We start from the raw sequence: 18277 nt of genomic DNA on the forward strand, positions 1-18277 counted from the left end.
AGCCTGCCTCGCCGAACTCGCCGCCACCTCTGACGTCCGTCGCCTCGTGACACAGGTGAGCGCCGACCTCCCGTACAGCGATACGCTGAAACCACCCCTTCTTCACGATCGAGGAGCCTTCTGTGCCCGAAGCATCAGCGAACATCGGAGTCGTCGGACTCGCCGTCATGGGATCGAACCTCGCCCGCAACCTCGCCAGCCGCGAGGGCAACACGGTGGCGATCTTCAACCGCAGCTACGAGAAGACCCAGACGCTCCTCGACGAGCACCCCGCGGCCGGTTTCGTCCCGGCGCGCACCTACCAGGAGTTCGCCGACTCGCTGCAGAAGCCGCGCACCGCGATCATCATGGTCAAGGCCGGCGGCCCGACCGACGCCGTGATCGACGCGCTCGTCGAGGTGTTCGAGCCGGGCGACATCATCGTCGACGGCGGCAACGCGTATTTCCCCGACACGATCCGCCGCGAGAAGGCGGTCAGGGAGACCGGCATCAACTTCGTCGGCGCCGGCATCTCCGGCGGCGAGGAGGGTGCTCACCGGTCCGTCGATCATGCCCGGCGGCTCCGACGAGTCGTGGATCACGCTCGGCCCGATCCTCAAGTCGATCGCCGCGATCGCCGAGGGTGAGCCGTGCGTGACGCACGTCGGCCACGACGGCGCCGGCCACTTCGTCAAGATGGTGCACAACGGCATCGAGTACGCCGACATGCAGCTCATCGCCGAGGCCTACGACCTGATCCGCCGCGGCACGGGCAAGTCGCCCGCCGAGATCGCGGAGATCTTCGCCGAATGGAACAAGGGCGAGCTCGAGTCGTACCTGATCGAGATCACCGCCGAGGTGCTCCGCCAGGTGGATGCCTCGACCGGCAAGCCCCTCGTCGACGTGATCCTCGACCAGGCCGGAGCCAAGGGCACCGGCGCCTGGACCGTGCAGACCGCGCTCTCGCTCGGCGTCCCCGTGTCGGGCATCGCCGAGGCCACCTTCGCCCGCTCGCTGTCATCGCACCCCGAGCAGCGCGCCGTCGCCGGCGGCCTCCCCGGCCCCGACGAGGAGTTCACGGTCGCAGCCGACGACACCGAGCAGTTCATCGAGGATGTCCGCCTGGCGCTGTACGCCTCCAAGATCGTCGCGTACTCGCAGGGCTTCGACGAGATCCGCGCCGGTGCGGCCGAGTACGGCTGGAATATCGACCTCGGTGCGATCTCGAAGATCTGGCGCGGCGGCTGCATCATCCGTGCGCAGTTCCTCAACCGCATCGCCGACGCCTACGCCGCGACCCCCGATCTGCCGGTGCTGATGACGGCACCGTACTTCGCGGAGGCGTTCACGCGGGCACAGGCGTCGTGGCGTCGGGTTGTCGTGACCGCCGCCCAGGCCGGCATCCCGGCCCCTGCGTTCTCGTCGTCGCTGTCGTACTACGACGGCATCCGCGCCGACCGCCTGCCTGCCGCCCTCGTGCAGGGTCAGCGCGACTTCTTCGGCGCGCACACCTACAAGCGCATCGACAAGGAAGGCACCTTCCACACGCTGTGGTCGGGAGACCGCACCGAGATCGAGGCGGAAGACACGCACTGACCTCGTGCCATCGAAGGGCCGGACACCGCGAGGTGCCCGGCCCTTCGTGCGTCACACGAGGATGTTGTGATTGCGGCGGAAGAGGTTCTGCGGGTCCCACGCCGCCTTGGTCGCACGCAGCCGGGTGAGCGCTGCCGGCGAGAACATACCCGGCACCGCCTCCGGTCGTTCGGTGTCGGCGAAGTTGCCGTACTCGGCGAGGCGGCCGGCGCGGATCGCCTCCCCGTCTGCCTCGATCGCGGAGCGTGTGGCCTCGTCGAGCATCCCGGGGATGTCGAACGCGCCGGCCATCACGAACCAGTTCGCCGTGCGCGCGGGGAACGCGGTGTCTTCCTGCGCGACGTCGTGGAACGCCCCGCCCAGCGACCGCAGGAAGACGACGGAGGCCGGATACGCGCGGCGGAAGGCGACGAGCCGCTCGATGAGCTCGTCGTCGAGATCGGCGTAGAGGCCGTTGCCGCCGATGAACCCGGGAGGCGCGGGAGCATCGTCACCCTCCGGCTGCGGCATCTCCATCAGCACGTCTCGGTATGCCGGAGTGGTGATCTCGGTCTGCACCCCGTCGAGCGCGGTGATCGGAGCCAACACCGCGCGCAGCCGATCGGGCTCCGGAGCTGCCCAGACGGCGCTCAGTCGCGCACCAGCCGGAGCGCTCGGATCCATCGGCGGGACGTCCATGTACGTCACGGTGAGCTCGCGCGGCGCCGTACGCAGCAGCTCCCTCGTGGTGCGGAGGACCTCCGCGGCATCGCCGTCGACGACGCTCTCGGCGAAGGCGATGCCCGGCAACGGGTGCGCGGCGAAGTCGAAGCGGGTGACCACGCCGAAGTTGCCTCCGCCGCCGCGCAACGCCCAGAAGAGTTCAGGATGCGCCTCGGGCGAGACCTCGACGACGTCGCCCGATGCCGTGACCACCTGCGCGCCGACCAGTTGATCGACGGCGAGACCCCAGGCTCGCACCATCCATCCGATGCCGCCGCCGAGCGTGAGACCACCGACACCGACCGATGCGGTGTCGCCGGAGCTGAGTGCGAGACCGTGCGCCGCCAACGCGGTGGCGACGTCACCCCACACCGCGCCGCCGCCGATGTGCACGGTGGCACCGTCGACCTCGATGCCGGACAGTTCGGAGAGTTCGAGACGCATGCCGTCGGCGGGGACATGCGACCACGGGCCGTGTCCGCCGGCGACCACGGTCAAGGGGACGGCCTCACGGGCGGCTTCTCGCACGACGTCGGCGAGTTCTTCGACGGTGCGAGGGCGGTGGACGGAGGGGCGGGGAGGAACAGAAGCATCGATGCTGTCAGCCATGCCGACACTGTAGCCACGGGTACCGACATCGCGCACCGGTCCCGCCCCGGCCCGCCCTAGGTCGTGATGTCCTGCACCACGCCCCTCGCGAGACGCAGCCGTCGCGTCGCGCGTCGCGCGACCGCGGAGTCGTGCGTCACCACGATGATGGTGATCCCCTCGGCGGACAGCGACTCGAGCAGCATCAGGATCTCGTCACGCATGCTCTCATCGAGGTTGCCGGTCGGCTCGTCGGCGAGAAGAACGCGCGGTCGCTTCACGATGGCCCTGGCGATCGCGACACGTTGCTGCTGACCGCCGGACAACTCGGAGGGCAGGTGTGCGCCACGGTCCTCGAGGCCGACGTGGGCGAGTGCCTCGGCGACCCTCGTGCGGCGTTCCGTCTTCTCGAGGCGGAGAGGCTCGAGCGCCATATCGACGTTCTCCGCGGCGGTGAGCGTCGGCACCAGGTTGAACCCCTGGAAGACGAACCCGATCTCCGCCGCCCTGATCCGACCGAGCTCCTTCGCCGATGCCGACGCGAGCTCCCTGCCCTCGAGCAGGAGCGAGCCGGCGGAGGGCGTGTCGAGCGCGCCGAGGAGCTGCAGCAGGGTCGACTTCCCGCCGCCGGTCGGACCCTGGATCGTGACGAACTCCCCGGGCATGATGTCCAGATCGACGCCCGTCAGCGCCTTCACGATGCGATCCTTCTGGGCGTACGTCCTGGTGACGGCCGTGAGGCGATAGAGCGCCTGCTCTTCCGCGATGCGCGGCTCCGTCTGCTCGAGGTCTGCCATGATCATGTTCTTCTCCTTGTGGTGAGGATTCGTGTTCTGTCGGGCTTCAGCGGGCTGCGTGGCACTCACGCGATCGATCGCAGGGCTTCTGCGGGGCTGAGACGTGCGGCGCGCCAGCCGCCGAATGCCCCGGCGATGAGACCGCCCAGCACGGCGAGGCACACGGCCGACACCAGCACCCAGGGGTGAACGGCGCCTGGAGCACGATGTCGGCCGCCGGAGTCTGGAGCATCCCCCGCCACCGGTCGGCCCTGCGCCCATGCCGCCTGGCGCCAGTTCCTGACCCCCGACGCTCGCCGCGACCGTGGGTCGGAGGACGTTGATCAGCACGATGCCCGCGATGCCCAGCACGAGACCCGCGGCTCCGCCGATGAGTCCCTGCACCATCGACTCTCCGGCCACCTGACGCACGACCCGGCCGTTCGACCAGCCGATCGCCTTGAGCGTGCCGAACTCCCTGGTGCGGCGTCCGACGCCGGACAGCGTGAGCAGCACGGACAGCAGCACGGCGACGGCGAGCACGATGATCGACAGCCACGTTCCGAGGTTCGTGATCAGAGCACTCGCGCTCGAGAGGGAGCCCGAGACGGTCGACGCGAGGTCGGACTGCGAGGTGACGGTCGCGTCCGGCAGCTCCGCAGCGAGCGAGGCGCTCACCGCGTCGATCGTGGCGACGGAATCGGCCTGCACATAGACAGTGGAGATGACGTCACCGAGCCCGGCGAGCGTCTGCGCCGTGCGCAGCGGCACGTAGACGTTCGCCGCGGTGTCGGCGCTGTCCGAGGTGGATGCGAGGAGCCCGACGACTTCGACATCCGATCCGCCCACATCGACGACATCTCCCACGGCGATCTCGTTCGTCGCGGCGTAGGTGCTGTCGAGGAGGGCGACCAGGGCATCGCTGTCATCCGCGTCGAACCCGCGTCCCTCCGTCACCTCGGTCGAGGCGAGCGGCCCGATCGCGGTGGTCGTCGGGTCGATCCCCAGAACGGAGAACGAGTCCACTCCGAAGGAGCCTCCGCCGCCCTGTCCGCCGTCGGGCGGAGCCTGCCCGTCTTCCGGGGCTGCCGGCTGTCCGTCGCCCTGCTGCGCGAATCCGCCGCTGGGCATCTCTCCGGAGAACGTGGAGTTGGTGAGGCTCAAGGCTGCTGAGGCGGCGGCGACGCCGTCGGTGGCGGCGACTGTGTCGAGCACCGAGGAGTCGAGGGTGCTTCGGAGGAAGTCGGGCCGGAGCATCGACTGCGCGAGCGTGGTCGTCTCGCCGTCGGTCTCCCCGCATCGGCGTCGAACTCGAAGCGCGGCCCTTCACCCTGGCCAGGCTCGGTGGCCGCGCCCGTCACGGTGAGATCGGTGCCGACACCGTACACCGATTCCAGCGCCTGCGTCTGCGCGTCGCGCACGCCCGTCGTCAACGCGTTCACGACGATCACGAGCGCGATCGCCACCGCCAGTCCGATCGCGACGATCACCGTCTGCTTCTTGCGGCCGGCGAGTTCGCGCCGCAGGTATCTTCCGTACATCTCTCTCCTTCCGCCGCGGCCATCGCGGGGTGAGATCGACGTTAGGAACTGCGCATATGCGAGATCGAGGGCGCAGTGATGAGAAGCCTATGGGTTGCGGCGCAGCCGCCTCAGACCTTGCGCACAGCCTGCGCGAACAGCCGGGCGCGGACGGCGAGCGCGTCGAGATCGCCGCCGGGAGTGGCCGCGTCGCCGACGAGGGGTCCGCCCACACCGACGCCGAATGCGCCGGCAGCGAAGTACGCGCTCACGGTGTCGACGCTCACCCCTCCGACGGGGATGATCCGCGCGTCGGGGAAGGGATCGCGGATGGCGCGGACGAACCCGGGGCCGAGCGCGGACGCCGGGAACAGCTTGACCGCGGCGCTGCCGGCATCGTGCCCTCGCTGGACCTCGGTCGGGGTGTAGACGCCGGGGAGGACGCCGATCCCCTGCGCGACCGCGTACTCGACCGAGGGGCTGAGCGTGGGCGTCACCAGGAACTGCGCGCCGGCGGTGACCGCCCGCTCCACATCGGCCTCGTCCAGCACCGTGCCTGCACCGATCAGCGCCTCGGGAGGAGCATCCCGCGTCACCTGGGCGATCGCCTCTTCGGCATCACTCAGCGTGAGCGCGATCTCGAGCGTCAGGATGCCCTCGCCGATGAGCGTCAGCGCCGCCGCGACCGTGGCGTCGACATCGGTCCCCCGGAGAATGGCGACGATCCTGCCGGCGCTCAGCCGCTCCCTGAGCTGCGCGTTGTCCACGGTGCTCATCGCGCCACGCCCAGGGCCGAGTCGTCACGGGGCTCGGGGCCGCACCGCCCCACGGCCACGTCGGAGCGCGCCGCCGACGTCGACCCGGACCCCCAGCAGTGCCCCATCCGCTTCGCCGGCGTCTGCGAGCCCGATGCTCGCGGTCGTGATCACGAGCATCGTGTCGACGAGCGCGACCGCGGTCGGGCGCTTGGCGGGGAGCACGACGGTCTCGAGAAGCTCCCCCTCCGGCGAGTACCGGCGCACTTCGGCAGCGTCCCAGACCGCGACCCAGAGCATGCCGTCGAGGTCGACCGTCATGCCGTCGGGGTTGCCGCCGTCGACGCGGCACACCGTGCGTCGGTTCGAGAGCGAGCCGTCGCCGGCCACGTCGAACGCCTCGATGCTGCGGTTCGGGAGCGTGTCGATGTAGTACAGGGTCGACCCCGTGCGGTCGAAGGCGAGTCCGTTCGACACCGTCACCCCGCCCAGACGTGCGACCGCGGTGCCGTCGGGCTCGATGCTCCAGAGCGTGCAGTGCGGGTCTCGGGGCATCGACTGGCTGCCCACCCAGAACCGGCCGAAGGGATCGCCGCCGCCATCGTTCATGTAGTCGCCGGGAGCGGCGATGTCGCTCGTCAGCGGTGAGACGATGCCGTCGTCGCTCACGTGCACCACCCGACGGTCCACACCGACGACCCATCCCTCCCCGGGTTGCGCGAGCGGGATCGGGGCGCCGATCTGCGCGCCGACGGCGACCGCGGTGTCCGGCACGACCCGTCCGTCGACGAGTCGGCCGCGGTGGAGGGATCCTGTAGCCATGTCGATCCAGGCGAGGCTGCCGTCGCGGCCGTCCCATCGCGGCGACTCGGCCTGGACGTATCGGGCGTCGGAGAGGATCTCGACGGTTCGCGCGGTCGTCGGGTGCGACATCAGGGACTTCCTTAGCTGGTAGCTCGTAACCGTTATGTGGCAGACTATCTCACAATATGCATATCACTTGCGAGAAATGTGGGCACACGATGAAGAAGCAGGGACTCCGCTGATGGCTCCGACACTCCACGGCTTGATGCCGATCCTGGCCACTCCGTTCGACGAGTCGGGCCGCCTCGACCGCGAGAGCCTGCGCCGACTGGTCGAGTTCCAGCTCGCATCCGGCGTCGACGGCGTCGCGGTCTTCGGCATGGCCAGCGAGGGCTTCGCCCTGACCACGGAGGAACGTCGCGTGATCCTCGACGACGTCGTCGGCGTGGTCGACGGCCGGGTCCCGGTGATCGCGGGCGTCAACGGCACCTCGACGGCCACCTCGATCGAGCAGTCGCTCCTCGCCGAAGAGGGCGGCGCCGATGCGCTGATGGTCCTCCCGCCGTTCATGGTGAAACCACCCGCCGGGACCCTCGTCGACTTCTACGGCGAGGTGGCCGCCGCGACCTCGCTCTCGGTGATGGTCCAGGACGCCCCGGGCGTCACGGGCGTCGCCATGGCCCCCGGCCTCATCGCCGAGCTCGCCCGCCTCGACGGCGTCGACTCGGTCAAGGTCGAGGCGCCCCCGACTGCGCCCAAGGTCGGCGCCGTGGTCTCGGCGATCGACGATCCGGACTTCGCGGTCCTCGGCGGACAGAACGCCCAGTTCTGCCTCGAGGAGTACGCGAGGGGAGCCGTCGGCACGATGCCGGCGTGCGAGTTCCCCGATCTGCTCGGGCCGGTGCTCGCGCTGTTCCTGGACGGGCGGGTCGACGAGGCCAGGGCGGAGTTCCGTCGTATGCTCCCTCTCGTGCTGATCGGTCTGCAGGGCGGCATCGCATGGGCGGTGCACAAGGAGGTCCTCGTCGCGCGCGGCGTCATCGACCACGCGACCGTCCGATACCCCGCCTCGCGTCTCGACGCCGGCAGCCGAGCATCCGTCAAGCTCGTGATCGACGAGCTGTCGCTGCCGCCGATCCCCGCAACGGTGCGCGTGTGACCCGCCGCGGCGTGCTGCTGATCGGCGGCAGCTCCGACATCGGCCTCGCGATAGCCCGCGCCTTCGTCGACGGTGGAGACGCCGTGGTGGGTGTCGGACTCGAAGACCCGGACGATCCGGTCTTCGTGAACTACCTCATCGGCGACTGCAGCCGACCGGAGACCGCGGACCGCGTCGTCGCGGATGCCGCGGACGCACTCGGTCGGCTCGACGTCGTCGTGCTCGCGGCAGGGCGCATGCCGATCGCCCGCGCCGATGCGACGAGCGACGACGACTGGCGCGGAGCCTTGGGCGCGACGCTCGATTCGGCGTTCTTCGTGGCACGGGCGGCCCTCCCCCGGCTCTCTCGCGGGTCCTCGATCGTCGCGGTCACCTCGGTCAACTCATCGCTCGCCGCACCCGCCCTGCCCGCCTATGCCGCGGCCAAGGCGGGTGTGGACGGCCTCATCCGCCAACTCGCGCTCGACTACGGCCCGCAGGGCATCCGCGTCAACGCCGTGCAGCCGGGGAGCATCTCCGCCGCCGACACGGGCGAGAGCGAGGGCTACCCGCTCGGACGGATCGGCCGCCCGGAGGAGGTGGCATCCGTCGTCGCGTTCCTGGCGTCCGATGCCGCGTCGTTCGTGACCGGCACGTCGATCCCCGTCGACGGCGGACTGTCGATCTCCTCCCCCGCTGCCTGGCTGAAACCGACCCTTCGGGATCGCTGGCTCTGATCCGCCGCCTCCCACGAAGAAGGCCGCGTCTCCATCCGGGACGCGGCCTTCTTCGTGTCTTCCGCCGCTCAGGCGTTGGAATCGAGCAGCCCCTGAACTTCCTTCTTCAGCGCGTTGAGTCCGGACTGCGCGTCGACCTGACCGGCGAGGATCGTCGCGACCCCGGCGCCGATGGCGGCGTCGATCTGCGCGGTCACGGCCACACGATCCCACGCGGCGCCACGAGCGTGCTCCGACACCTCGGTGCGGAACGCCGCCTGGAAGGTGTCGGCCGCCAGGGCGGGGATCTTGTCGGCGACGGTCTTGGCGGCAGGAGCGACCGCCGAGTTCTCGTACAGAGCCGTCGCCGCTTCGACGTTCGTGGCCGCGTAGAGGATGAAGTCTCGGCTCGTGAGCTCGCCCTCGCCCGCGGTCGCGAAGACGCCGCTGCCCCATGCCCGGTTGAAGGAGTCCTTCCCGCCGGCGGTCGGGCGCGCGATCGCTCCGATGTTGTCGATGATGTTCTGGGCCGCGCCGTTGGTCTTGACGAAGGTCGAGGCGAGCGGAGCATCGTCGTACAGGGCGGCACGGCCGCTGGCGAACAGGATGCGGGCGTCGCTGCGCGCCACGTTCGTCTGCGTCAGGCCGGCGTCCTGCAACGACTTGTACCAGGTGACCGCCTCGACGCTCTCCGCGTCACCGAGCGTGCACTTCAGGTCGTCGGTGACCACATCGCTGCCGAAGCCCCACATCCACGGCACGGCGTCCTTCAGGTCGGGGTTCTTCGTGACCGCAGCGTACGGGATGAGCGAGGAGTCCTGCTTCTTGATCTTCTCGAGTGCGGTGGCGAACTGCTCCACGGTCATGCCCGAGGTGATGCCGACGCTCTTCGCGATCTCTCCGTTGGTGATGATGCCGATGCCGGCGGCCGTCAGCGGGAGGACCAGCAGCTTGCCGTCCATCGTGTACGAGTCGAGCACGCCCTGCGGGATGCCGAGGCCCTTCGCGAGGTCGCTGAGATCGGCGAGCACGTTCATCGGCGTGAGCACCTGCCATCCGCCCGACTGCCCGACGCCCATGAGGTTGCCCGAGCGGCCGGTCAGGGCGAGCTGGGTGGCAGCCTGATCGTAGGGGTAGATGACCGGGGCGACGGTGACGCCCTCCTTCTTCGAGAATCCGTCGAGGATTCCCTGCCAGGCCGACTTCAGGGCTTCCTCGCCCAGCGAGTTGCCGTAGAAGTTGATCGTCTCGGCCTTCGTCGCGGCGTTCGCGGCGGCACCGGCACCGGCGCCGGGTGCGGCGGGCGTCGCACACCCGGCGAGCGCGAGCGCGCCGAACGCGGCGAGCACGGTGCCGCCTCCGAGGAAGGCTCGGCGGCTCAGCTGTGAGTTCGAGATGGTCATGGAGACTGCTCCTTCGAGGTGATGGGGGTAGAGCTGTTCAGGCGACGCAGGGCTACCCCTTGACGGCACCGGCGGCGAGGCCGGAGACGAAGTAGCGCTGCAGGAGGATGAAGATGAGGACGAGCGGGAGCGAGGTGATCAGGGACGCGGCCATGAGGGCGGGCCAGTCGGCGGTCCCCTCGCGGATGAAGGCCTGGGTCAGTCCGGCCGGGAGCGTCTGCTTGTCCGGGCCGGCGAGCGTCAGAGCGAACAGGAGATCGCTCCACCCGCGCATGAAGGCGAACATGCCGGCGGTGATGAGCCCGGGGACCACGAGCGGGAACACGATGCGGAACATGGTGCCGGTGCGCGAGAGCCCGTCGACCTTCGCGGCCTCGATGATGTCGTCGGGAAGGGCGTCGATGATGCCCTTCAGCAGGAACACGGCGAGCGGCAGCGTGAACGTGGTGAACGAGATGATCAGCGCCGTGTAGGTGTACAGCAGTCCGGCCGAGCTCAGCATCAGGTACAGCGAGATGAGAAGCAGGGCGCCGGGGATCAGCTGACCGATGAGGAACATGAACATGACGGCGTTGCGGCCCCGGTACCGGAACTTCGACAGGGAGTACGCCATGAGACCGCCGACCAGGACCGCGAGCAGAGCGGTGCCGGTGGAGACGATGATGCTGTTCATCAGGTTCTTCAGCAGCAGATCGTTCTGGAAGAAGCCGACGAAGTTCTCGATCGTCGGATCGACCGGGAAGAACGGACGGTCCAGCGAGAAGACGTCCTCCTTCTTCGTGAATGCGGTGGCCGTGAGCCAGTACACCGGCAGCAGACCGAACAGAGCCAACAGCAGGAGCAGGACCCGCCCCGGAATGGACAGGTGGGGGCGGATGATCGACTCCCCCACATCGCGACTACGGCGCATCACTTCTCCAGCCGTCGGTTGAGGAACAGGTACCCGGTCGTGATGATCGCGAGCAGGACGAGCCAGAGCGTGCCCATGGCGGAGGCCTTGCCGAGCTCGTAGCTGCCGAAGGCGAGGTCGTAGAGGCTGACCGCGAGCGTCGTGGTGGAGTTGCCCGGCCCGCCGCCGGTCATCACGAAGATGGTGTCGAAGTTGCCGAAGTTGTAGATGAACTCGAGCACGGCGACGAGGGTGACCGGCCCGGCGATGTGCGGCAGCGAGATGTGGCGGAACCGCTGCGCACGCGTCGCACCGTCGATCGTGGCGGCCTCGATCTGCTCGCTCGGCAGCGTCTGGAGCACCGCGAGGGCGACGACCATGATCCACGGGAAGGAGTGCCAGGTCTTGGCGATGACCACGGCGGCCATCGCGCCGGTCGGCGTGCCCAGCATGCTGACCTCCGGGAGGCCGAAGACCGAGAGCACATGGTTCACGACGCCGTAGCTGTCGTTGAAGATCCATGCCCAGAGGAAGGAGACGACCACGCCGGGGAGAAGCCACGGCAGCATGAGCGCGCCGCGGAGGATGTTCCGTCCGCGCATGCGGGCGTTCAGCAGCAGGGCGAGCGCCACACCGAGCACGAGGGGGAAGACGGTGGAGAGCGAGGCGAACACGAGGGTCGTGCCGAGCCGGGCGAAGAACTCCTCCCAGACGGCCGCGTAGTTGTCGAGACCGACGAACGTGCGTTCGGGGCGCAGGAGCGATTGGTCGAAGAGGCTCGTGAAGATGCTCGACACGAGGGGGAAGATCGCGATCACGAGGAACAGGAGGACCGCGGGAAGTGCGATCATGAAACCGAAGGTGCGATCCTTCGCGCCCAGCGTGGAACGTCGCCCGGAGCGTGGCTCGACGGCCTTCTGCTCACTCTCCGCTGGCCGCTCGAGTATGGCTTGTTGCATTGCAGTCACTTTCCCGTAGAGACGACCCCGTGGGGCCCTGCGCGTCGTCGTCACAGTGGTCGACGTCGACGTGCGGCAAGTCAACCACAATGCGGATGAGAAATCCACAACATGCATAAGACACCCACATTTGTGTTGCTCGAAGTCATTTCTCTCCGTAGGATGACTGGCAGCGGCGGAGGCCGCCGGCGTCGCAGGTGCGACGCATGTGAGGAGGAGGAGTCACCATGGCGTCGGAATCGGTGGGCGGCACCCAGACCGTCGAACGGGCGATGTCCTTGCTCGCCTGCTTCACGGAGGAGTCCGGCGAGCTGCGGGTCTCGGAGCTCTGCACGCTCACCGGCCTCGGGCAGTCCACGGTCTCCCGCATGATGTCGGCCCTCGACCGCATGAAGTTCGTGGTGCAGGACAATCGCACCGGGCTCTACCGCCTCGGCCCCGCGGCCGTCTCCCTCGGCACCATCGCCCTCAACGGCTCCCCTCTCTTCCGCGCGTCCCGGCAGATCGCGCAGAACCTCGCGCGCCGGATCGAGATCGGCGTGAACGTGGCCGAGCTCAGCGGCTTCACCTTCATGTACCTGTGCAACTTCGAGGGCGCCCTCGCGCCGAAGTCGTTCGACATGGCAGGGCGCACGGGCCCCCTGCACGCGACGGGCCTGGGCAAGGCCCTTCTCTCCGGCATGACCGACGCGCAGGTGGACGAGTACTTCACGCAGACGCCTCAGCGCTTCACCCCGCACACCATCGTCGACCGCGAGGCCATGCAGACCGCCCTCGACGAGACCCGCAGCCGTGGCTACGCGACCGAGATCGAGGAGCTCGCCTTCGGCCGCGCCTGCATCGCCGCGCCGATCCGCAACCGTGCGGGCGAGATCGTGGCGGGCATCTCGGCGAGCGGCCCCCTGTCGGTGCTGGATCTGCACGCCCCGCACCAGGAGCTCGCCCTGCAGCTGATCGAAGCCGCCGACGAGATCTCGGTCGCCCTCGGCTACAGCCCTTCGCGCACCGCATCGGCGTTCGCGGCGCTCTGAGCTCTGCCGCTGCGTGCGGCTCCCGTTCCCCCGACCGCGGCGCCCCGCCGTCGGCCGCTCGACCATCCCTGTCTTCGGAGACCCCATGAGAATCACGCGCGTCCAGACCTTCCCGCTCTACCTCTCGAAGGAGGATGCGAACAACTCGTATGCGGGCGACACCGCCGTCGAGCACCGCGGCTACGTGATCCGCCCACCGTGGCGGAGCCTGTACTCCCCGGGCTACGAGACCCTGCTCGTGAAGATCGAGACCGATGAGGGACTGGTCGGCTGGGGCGAGGCACTGGCACCCGTCGCGCCGGTCGTCGCAGCGGCCATCGTCGACAATCTGCTGACTCCGCTGATCCTCGGCGAGGACCCGCGCTCGGTGCGCACGCTCTGGCACCGGATGTCGGAGTCGATGCGGGAACGCGGACACCTCACCGGACACCAGGCCGACGCGATGGCCGCGGTGGACATCGCCCTCTGGGATCTGTGGGGCCATGCGACCGGCCTGTCGGTCTCGGAGCTCGCCGGCGGCCGCTTTCACGAGGTCCTGCCAACCTATGTCTCCGGGATCCGCGGGGCCGACGACGTCGAGCGCGCGGAGAAGGCCGCAGAGCTCGTCGAGGGCGGCGTGCGGCGCATCAAGCTGCACCTCGGCATCGACATCCGCACCGATCTCGCGACCTATGACGCGATCCGCGCCGTGCATCCCGATCTCGAGGTCGCGCTCGACGCGCATTGGACCTACCGGCTCGGCGAGGCACGTGCCCTCGGCCGCGAGCTGGACGACCGGAGGGCGTGGTTCTTCGAGGCACCGCTGGCGCCGGAAGACGTCGAGGGTCACCGCGACCTCGCCGCCGCGCTCGCGACCCCGGTCGCGGTGGGCGAGGCCATGCGCAGTCGCTTCGAGTTCACGGACTGGCTCACCCGCCGCGCCGTCGGTCTGACGCAGCCCGACATCGGCCGCACGGGCATCACCGAGGGTCTCGCGATCTCCGCGGTCGCCGACGCGTTCCACGTCCCGGTCGCTCCGCACCACTCCGCCGCCTTCGGTATCGCGATGGCCGCCGGCGTGCACGTCGCCGCGAGCGCTGCATCGCTGCTCGCCTTCGAATACCAGCCGTTCACGCTGCCCGTCGCGAACCGCCTCCTCACCACACCGCTCGAGGTCCGTGCGGACGGCGGCTTCGTCGTGCCGACCGGTCCGGGGCTCGGCGTCACGGTCGACGAAGCGGCCATCGCGGAGTACGTGCGGCACTGACCCTGCGGGAGCGCCGCGAAAGGGTGGGCCGGCCGGAGCGATCCGGCCGGCCCACCCTTTCGTCGTTCAGTCCCCGATGCGCACGAACTGCGCAGCGCTGACACGGTGGATGCTGGTGTTGCGGACTTCGAGCCGCACGGTGCCGACGGCGTCGGCGTCGTACCGGAACGAGCCCAGCGAGCGCCACGCCGCGGCGCCCTGCGTCTGATCGACGATCACCTCGGAGCTGCCGTTCTTATGCTCGACGACGTACGCCGCCGAGGTGGTCGTGGTCGAGTTCGTCGGATACCAGACCGAGACCCGGTACAGCCCGGCCTGCGACAGGTCCACGTTCCACGTCACGGTGCTGCCGACCGAGTCGGAGTCGCTGTAGCGCGTCCGGGTGCCGTTCCATCCGGACAGTCCGCTGGGGTACCAGTTGCCGGATTCCAGGTAGCCGGGCCACGGAGACTGCGTGTGCGCGATCACGCCCTCGTCTGCCACCCGCACCAGCACGCCGCGGCGCAGCGTCTGATCGAGCCGTGCCTCGAACCGCGTCGACGAGCCTGGCGCGACCCCCGAGCCGGCCGTGACGGTCCAGGTGTGCGTCAGGTCCGACCTCGGCGGCACGGTGATGGTCGCGCTCTGCTGCCCGACACTCCATCCGGTGAGGCCGTACAGTGCGAGCGTGGCTTGCAACGGAGCGACGCCGGTGTTGATGACGAGCGCGGTCAGCTTCGCGACGGCGCCGGGTCCGCTGACGATCTCGACATCGGACGTGAGCGACACCAGCCGACGGCGGTCGATCACCTCGATCGTCGCCGGACGCAGGGTCACGGGGTCCTCTCCCGGCATCGACAGCTTCGCGGCGACCTCGACCTCGCCGACGGGCGCTGCCGCGGCGATGATGACCGCTGCCTCGACCCTGGCCGTGTCGTGTGCCGGCACCGCGATCGCCGGCACGGCGCCATCGAGCTGCCACCCGGTCGGCAGGGTCATCGCGATGTCGCCGGTGATCGGATCATCCGTCGCGTTGCGCACCTCGATGATCAGCGGGACGCGATCGCTCGCGGTTCCGGTCGCCTGGGCGACGACGTCTCCGGTCACGCCGGGGTTCTCCCCGCTGATCCGCGACGGCAGTCGCAGAGTGACCTCCGAGGTCGTCGTCCCCCCGGTGGTGATCGTGTACCGGAACTGCTTCGTGAGGTCGTCGACGGGGATCGTCCACTCGTACGGGTACACCTTCTGCGGCGCCTGCTTCAATGCGCCTCCGCCAATGCGGTACGACAGGGTGGCCTGCTGCTCGGTGTCGATCTGCACGTAGGCGTCGTACCCGTCGCCGCCCGGCCGCACGAGCAGCATCCCCCGCGCGACGCCGTACTCGGTGGCGGTGTCGGTGTCGATCTCGTGGAAGCTGTCGCGCCCGTGGTCGACGACGTCGTCGTGCGGGAGCCCCGGCCTCTGCACCGCCACGTTCCGCACCACGAGGGCGAGGAGTCCTCTGGCCGGCACGGAGACCGTGATCCGCCCGCTGACGGCTGCCGTGGTGGATCGCGAGCCGTTCGCGGCCACGATCTCCACCGCGGTCGAGGAGCTGCGTGGCAGGCCGGTCAGCTCGCTGGAGAGATCGACGGTCACCTGCTGCGCGGCTCCAGCCGAATTGGTGAGGCTGACGTAGAGGGCGTCGTTGCCGACACCGCCGATCCAGTTGACCAGCGGATTGTCCAGGGAGAGGAGCCCTTCGGGGAAGTAGGGCCACACACCGTCCTCGCCGAAGAACGTGCCGGGGGCGTGGCCGTAGGCGAAGAACTTGAAGTACGCGAAGTCGGCCTCGAACACATGGGGGAATTCGATGGCGCCGCCGCTGCGGTAGAAGCTCTCGCTGATCAGGTAGTCCATCGCGAGCCCGAGCTGGGCCGGTGCGTGATGGAAGTAGTACCCGGTGATGCCGACGGGGCCGCTGGTCGCGAAATCGGGCTTCATGTGCGCGACCTGGAACTGGCGACCGTAGTAGCCGGGGTAGGTGGTGAACCGGCCGATCACCATGTTGTGGGCGATGTCGGCCAGCAACCCGTCTCCCGTGTGATGCGCGAGCCGCAGCAGCGCTCCCGCCCAGCACGGGTTGAACACATAGCCGCCGCCGGGGTTCGTGAGTGTGCTGACACCGAGCTTGAACGACGACAGCGCCTCGAACGTCAACCCGGAGGGCGAGACGTACCAGGCGGGGACCGTCTCCGTGGGGACGCTCGTGTTCGGGTACGACGGCAGCGAGGAGCGTGTCTCCCAGTCGTACTGCTGTGTGATGACGTGCCCGACGGGGACCGTGACCGTGCCGCCGGGAACGGGGCGCACCGCCGTCTGCGTGATGAAGCGCTGGACCTCCCGGTAGGCGCCGTCGAGGAATTCGTCCTCCCCTGTCACCTCGAACATCTCCAGCAGGTCCACCCAGTAGCGGGAGAAGCTGTAGGCGAATCCGCCGGGAGGCTGGCCGTTGCTCCGGTACGGGGTCAGGATCTGCTCCTGCGAGTATCGACGCGCGATCAGCGTGGCCTCGGTCAGATAGGCGGGGTCGCCGGTGATGCGGTAGGTCGCCAGGGCGTTCGAGAACGGCGCCCTGCTCTGACCGACGACGCCCGCCTTGGTCGCCTGGACGGCGAGTCGCTGGATGCCGGCGTTGCGGCCGTGCGTGAGCTGGGAGAGCGCGGCGAGGTTCACCGCGTCGGTGGGTATCCGCCCGATGCGGTACTGCGTCGTGTCGTTGTAGACCGGGCTCCCGATCACCGGCGAGTGCCCGATGCCCTTCCGGGAGACCTGGTACTCGACGAGGGGCCGCGCTCGACGTTCGTACAACGTGCTGTCGGCGGTCCCGGTCAGGTAGTGCGCGGCGAGGACGACGCCGCTCGCCGCGGTACGGACGGCATCCTCGTTCTCCACGTCGACGAACCCCTTGGCGCGGCTCCACCATCCGGAGTGCGAGGGGATGTAGTCGACGGCGTCGTCGCCGTCCGGCTCGACGGCGATCAGCGCCGCCATCGCGTGCACGGCATCCGTCAACGATCGGTCGTACACGTTCTGCCGATACGCGGTCAGCCCGTACTCGTGCCGACACAGGTGCGTGTACGTGCCGTACAGGGTGTCTGCGCGCGCGGCGAGCCCGAACGCGAAGCCGCGCTGCTCGCCGACGGCCATGGCGGTGCGCAGGCCCGGCTGCGGCGAGTAGATGCTGGGCACGATGTCGAGGCTGTCGTTGCGCAGGCTCATGCCGTACGGCTGCCTGTCCGACATCAACTGCCGCTCGTGCACGAACTCCGCCACCTCTGCGGGGAGGTAGACGCCGGATGTGATGGCGACGCTGCCCACCGCGTACTGCGTGAGCGCCATCGGCGCGAAGAGCTCCCACGCCCCCAGCGGCGCCGAGCCGTCGAGCACGGAGAGGGCGTGCTGATACGACCCGCACAGCACTTCATCCAGGTCGTCGAGCGACCTGGTGTCCTGGCTCTGATAACCGACGATGTAGTCGCCGGCGATCTTGGCCGTCACCACGTGGTGGGCCTCGGGGTTGGGTCCGTCGAGCCGCCAGCGCACCACGAGGTCGAAGTCGTCCGTACTCGTCGTCAGTTCGATCACCTGCGGGCCGAGCACCTGGTACGACGTGAAGCCGAGCCAACTCGGGGACAGCGGTCCATAGAGTTCCGGCGCGCTGCCGGTGGGCAGCGTGCCCTCCAGAACGAGCCACTGCTCGTCGAAGCGATGCGAGGGGTCGGTGACGGGAAGCCATCCACCGGCGTGCGCGACCTCGAGGTCGCGCACGATGGTCGTCCCGCCGTCCCAGGTGGCGTGGAAGAACGTCATCCGATGGCTCTGGCCCACGAGCTGCGCGACCTGCGTGAAGACGAGGTTCGGCTTGTCCAGTCGGCGGAGCGCGTCGGCGTAGACGCCTCCCGTCGTGGTGAGCTGCGCGACGGCCGCTGACGCGTTACCTGTCTGCGACCCGAGCACCGGCGGGAGCACCCCGGCGATCACCAGCATCCGCAGCACGGAGCGCCGGCTCCACAGTGCGGGATTATCTTGGGCTTCATCGCCAGCAATTGAATCCATGATCCACATAATGCAATTGGTATGCGATCATGTCAATGGATGATGCCTCAGGCGGTGCACCTCGTGCTGCCCGCACGGGTAACGTCGAACGCGCTGAG

Annotated in this window: 14 protein-coding genes and 2 pseudogenes; 6 read left to right on the plus strand and 10 right to left on the minus strand. The window is 69.1% G+C overall.

All coding sequences use genetic code 11. The features are described from left to right. Positions 1–167 precede the first annotated feature (167 nt). Both K1X59_RS21595 and gndA read left to right on the plus strand, forming a co-directional pair. Positions 168–588: pseudogene (locus K1X59_RS21595) on the plus strand (NAD(P)-binding domain-containing protein); the annotation flags it as partial. Beyond that, complete coding sequence (gene gndA, locus K1X59_RS13545; RefSeq protein WP_244632602.1) at positions 577–1575, plus strand: NADP-dependent phosphogluconate dehydrogenase; 999 nt, start codon at positions 577–579, stop codon at positions 1573–1575. The pseudogene K1X59_RS21595 and the gene gndA, both read left to right, overlap by 12 nt. 51 nt (positions 1576–1626) lie before the next feature. Here the strand turns inward: gndA and K1X59_RS13550 are convergent, their stop codons facing one another. From K1X59_RS13550 to K1X59_RS13570, 6 genes and pseudogenes are all read right to left on the minus strand, one after another. After that, complete coding sequence (locus K1X59_RS13550; RefSeq protein WP_183150468.1) at positions 1627–2886, minus strand: FAD-binding oxidoreductase; 1260 nt, start codon at positions 2884–2886, stop codon at positions 1627–1629. Positions 2887–2942: 56 nt separating this feature from the next. Next, complete coding sequence (locus K1X59_RS13555; RefSeq protein ID WP_396652590.1) at positions 2943–3662, minus strand: ABC transporter ATP-binding protein; 720 nt, start codon at positions 3660–3662, stop codon at positions 2943–2945. Positions 3663–4043: 381 nt separating this feature from the next. Next, positions 4044–4898 (minus strand): annotated as a pseudogene (locus K1X59_RS22485) (ABC transporter permease); the annotation flags it as partial. Further along, entirely contained in the window at positions 4802–5182 is a 381-nt protein-coding gene (locus K1X59_RS22490) for a hypothetical protein (RefSeq protein ID WP_309491579.1), read from the minus strand. The pseudogene K1X59_RS22485 and the gene K1X59_RS22490, both read right to left, overlap by 97 nt. A gap of 110 nt (positions 5183–5292) precedes the next feature. Then, positions 5293–5937, minus strand: coding sequence for a bifunctional 4-hydroxy-2-oxoglutarate aldolase/2-dehydro-3-deoxy-phosphogluconate aldolase (locus K1X59_RS13565; protein WP_220173482.1), 645 nt, complete (start codon positions 5935–5937; stop codon positions 5293–5295). 24 nt (positions 5938–5961) lie between these two features. Continuing rightward, positions 5962–6849: an SMP-30/gluconolactonase/LRE family protein gene (locus tag K1X59_RS13570; RefSeq protein ID WP_220173483.1), complete on the minus strand. Its 888-nt coding sequence runs from the start codon at positions 6847–6849 to the stop codon at positions 5962–5964. Positions 6850–6961: 112 nt separating this feature from the next. Between K1X59_RS13570 and K1X59_RS13575 the strand changes: the two genes are divergently transcribed. Together K1X59_RS13575 and K1X59_RS13580 are read left to right on the plus strand one after the other, a co-directional pair. After that, positions 6962–7879, plus strand: coding sequence for a dihydrodipicolinate synthase family protein (locus K1X59_RS13575; protein WP_220173484.1), 918 nt, complete (start codon positions 6962–6964; stop codon positions 7877–7879). Beyond that, on the plus strand, positions 7876–8595 hold the full coding sequence (locus tag K1X59_RS13580) for an SDR family NAD(P)-dependent oxidoreductase (RefSeq protein WP_220173485.1): 720 nt from the start codon (positions 7876–7878) through the stop codon (positions 8593–8595). The genes K1X59_RS13575 and K1X59_RS13580 overlap by 4 nt, the downstream gene beginning before the upstream one ends. Before the next feature lie 68 nt (positions 8596–8663). Here the strand turns inward: K1X59_RS13580 and K1X59_RS13585 are convergent, their stop codons facing one another. Genes K1X59_RS13585 through K1X59_RS13595 form a run of 3 tightly spaced genes read right to left on the minus strand, consistent with a single transcriptional unit; the run spans position 8664 to position 11717 of the window. After that, positions 8664–9977 carry an ABC transporter substrate-binding protein gene (locus K1X59_RS13585; RefSeq protein ID WP_220173486.1) on the minus strand — a complete coding sequence of 438 codons (1314 nt, stop codon included), beginning with the start codon at positions 9975–9977 and terminating at the stop codon, positions 8664–8666. 52 nt (positions 9978–10029) lie between these two features. Beyond that, positions 10030–10887: a carbohydrate ABC transporter permease gene (locus K1X59_RS13590; protein WP_183150474.1), complete on the minus strand. Its 858-nt coding sequence runs from the start codon at positions 10885–10887 to the stop codon at positions 10030–10032. Continuing rightward, positions 10887–11717 (minus strand): carbohydrate ABC transporter permease, encoded by an 831-nt coding sequence (locus K1X59_RS13595; RefSeq protein WP_231924911.1) that lies wholly within the window; start codon positions 11715–11717, stop codon positions 10887–10889. Before K1X59_RS13595 ends, K1X59_RS13590 begins: the two co-directional genes overlap by 1 nt. 335 nt (positions 11718–12052) lie before the next feature. Here K1X59_RS13595 and K1X59_RS13600 point away from each other — a divergent pair, with 335 nt between their 5' ends. Both K1X59_RS13600 and K1X59_RS13605 read left to right on the plus strand, forming a co-directional pair. Further along, complete coding sequence (locus tag K1X59_RS13600; RefSeq protein ID WP_183150475.1) at positions 12053–12856, plus strand: IclR family transcriptional regulator; 804 nt, start codon at positions 12053–12055, stop codon at positions 12854–12856. Between the two features lie 85 nt (positions 12857–12941). Continuing rightward, on the plus strand, positions 12942–14102 hold the full coding sequence (locus tag K1X59_RS13605) for a mandelate racemase/muconate lactonizing enzyme family protein (RefSeq protein WP_220173487.1): 1161 nt from the start codon (positions 12942–12944) through the stop codon (positions 14100–14102). 66 nt (positions 14103–14168) lie between these two features. On the opposite strand, the gene K1X59_RS13610 is transcribed toward K1X59_RS13605, so the two are convergent. Further along, positions 14169–18179, minus strand: coding sequence for a hypothetical protein (locus K1X59_RS13610; protein ID WP_220173488.1), 4011 nt, complete (start codon positions 18177–18179; stop codon positions 14169–14171). Between the last annotated feature and the right edge of the window lie 98 nt (positions 18180–18277).

This window comes from Microbacterium sp. Se5.02b (assembly GCF_019464375.1).
GTDB lineage: Bacteria > Actinomycetota > Actinomycetes > Actinomycetales > Microbacteriaceae > Microbacterium.

Coding starts and splice junctions, on each gene's coding strand:
- K1X59_RS13590 (WP_183150474.1), bottom strand. CDS start 10,887: ATGCGCCGTAGTCGCGATGTGGGGGAGTCGATCATCCGCCCCCACCTG.
- K1X59_RS13570 (WP_220173483.1), bottom strand. CDS start 6,849: ATGTCGCACCCGACGACCGCGCGAACCGTCGAGATCCTCTCCGACGCC.
- K1X59_RS13555 (WP_396652590.1), bottom strand. CDS start 3,662: ATGGCAGACCTCGAGCAGACGGAGCCGCGCATCGCGGAAGAGCAGGCG.
- K1X59_RS13585 (WP_220173486.1), bottom strand. CDS start 9,977: ATGACCATCTCGAACTCACAGCTGAGCCGCCGAGCCTTCCTCGGAGGC.
- K1X59_RS13595 (WP_231924911.1), bottom strand. CDS start 11,717: ATGATCGCACTTCCCGCGGTCCTCCTGTTCCTCGTGATCGCGATCTTC.
- K1X59_RS13600 (WP_183150475.1), top strand. CDS start 12,053: ATGGCGTCGGAATCGGTGGGCGGCACCCAGACCGTCGAACGGGCGATG.
- K1X59_RS22490 (WP_309491579.1), bottom strand. CDS start 5,182: ATGTACGGAAGATACCTGCGGCGCGAACTCGCCGGCCGCAAGAAGCAG.
- K1X59_RS13550 (WP_183150468.1), bottom strand. CDS start 2,886: ATGGCTGACAGCATCGATGCTTCTGTTCCTCCCCGCCCCTCCGTCCAC.
- K1X59_RS13565 (WP_220173482.1), bottom strand. CDS start 5,937: ATGAGCACCGTGGACAACGCGCAGCTCAGGGAGCGGCTGAGCGCCGGC.
- K1X59_RS13575 (WP_220173484.1), top strand. CDS start 6,962: ATGGCTCCGACACTCCACGGCTTGATGCCGATCCTGGCCACTCCGTTC.
- K1X59_RS13605 (WP_220173487.1), top strand. CDS start 12,942: ATGAGAATCACGCGCGTCCAGACCTTCCCGCTCTACCTCTCGAAGGAG.
- K1X59_RS13610 (WP_220173488.1), bottom strand. CDS start 18,179: ATGGATTCAATTGCTGGCGATGAAGCCCAAGATAATCCCGCACTGTGG.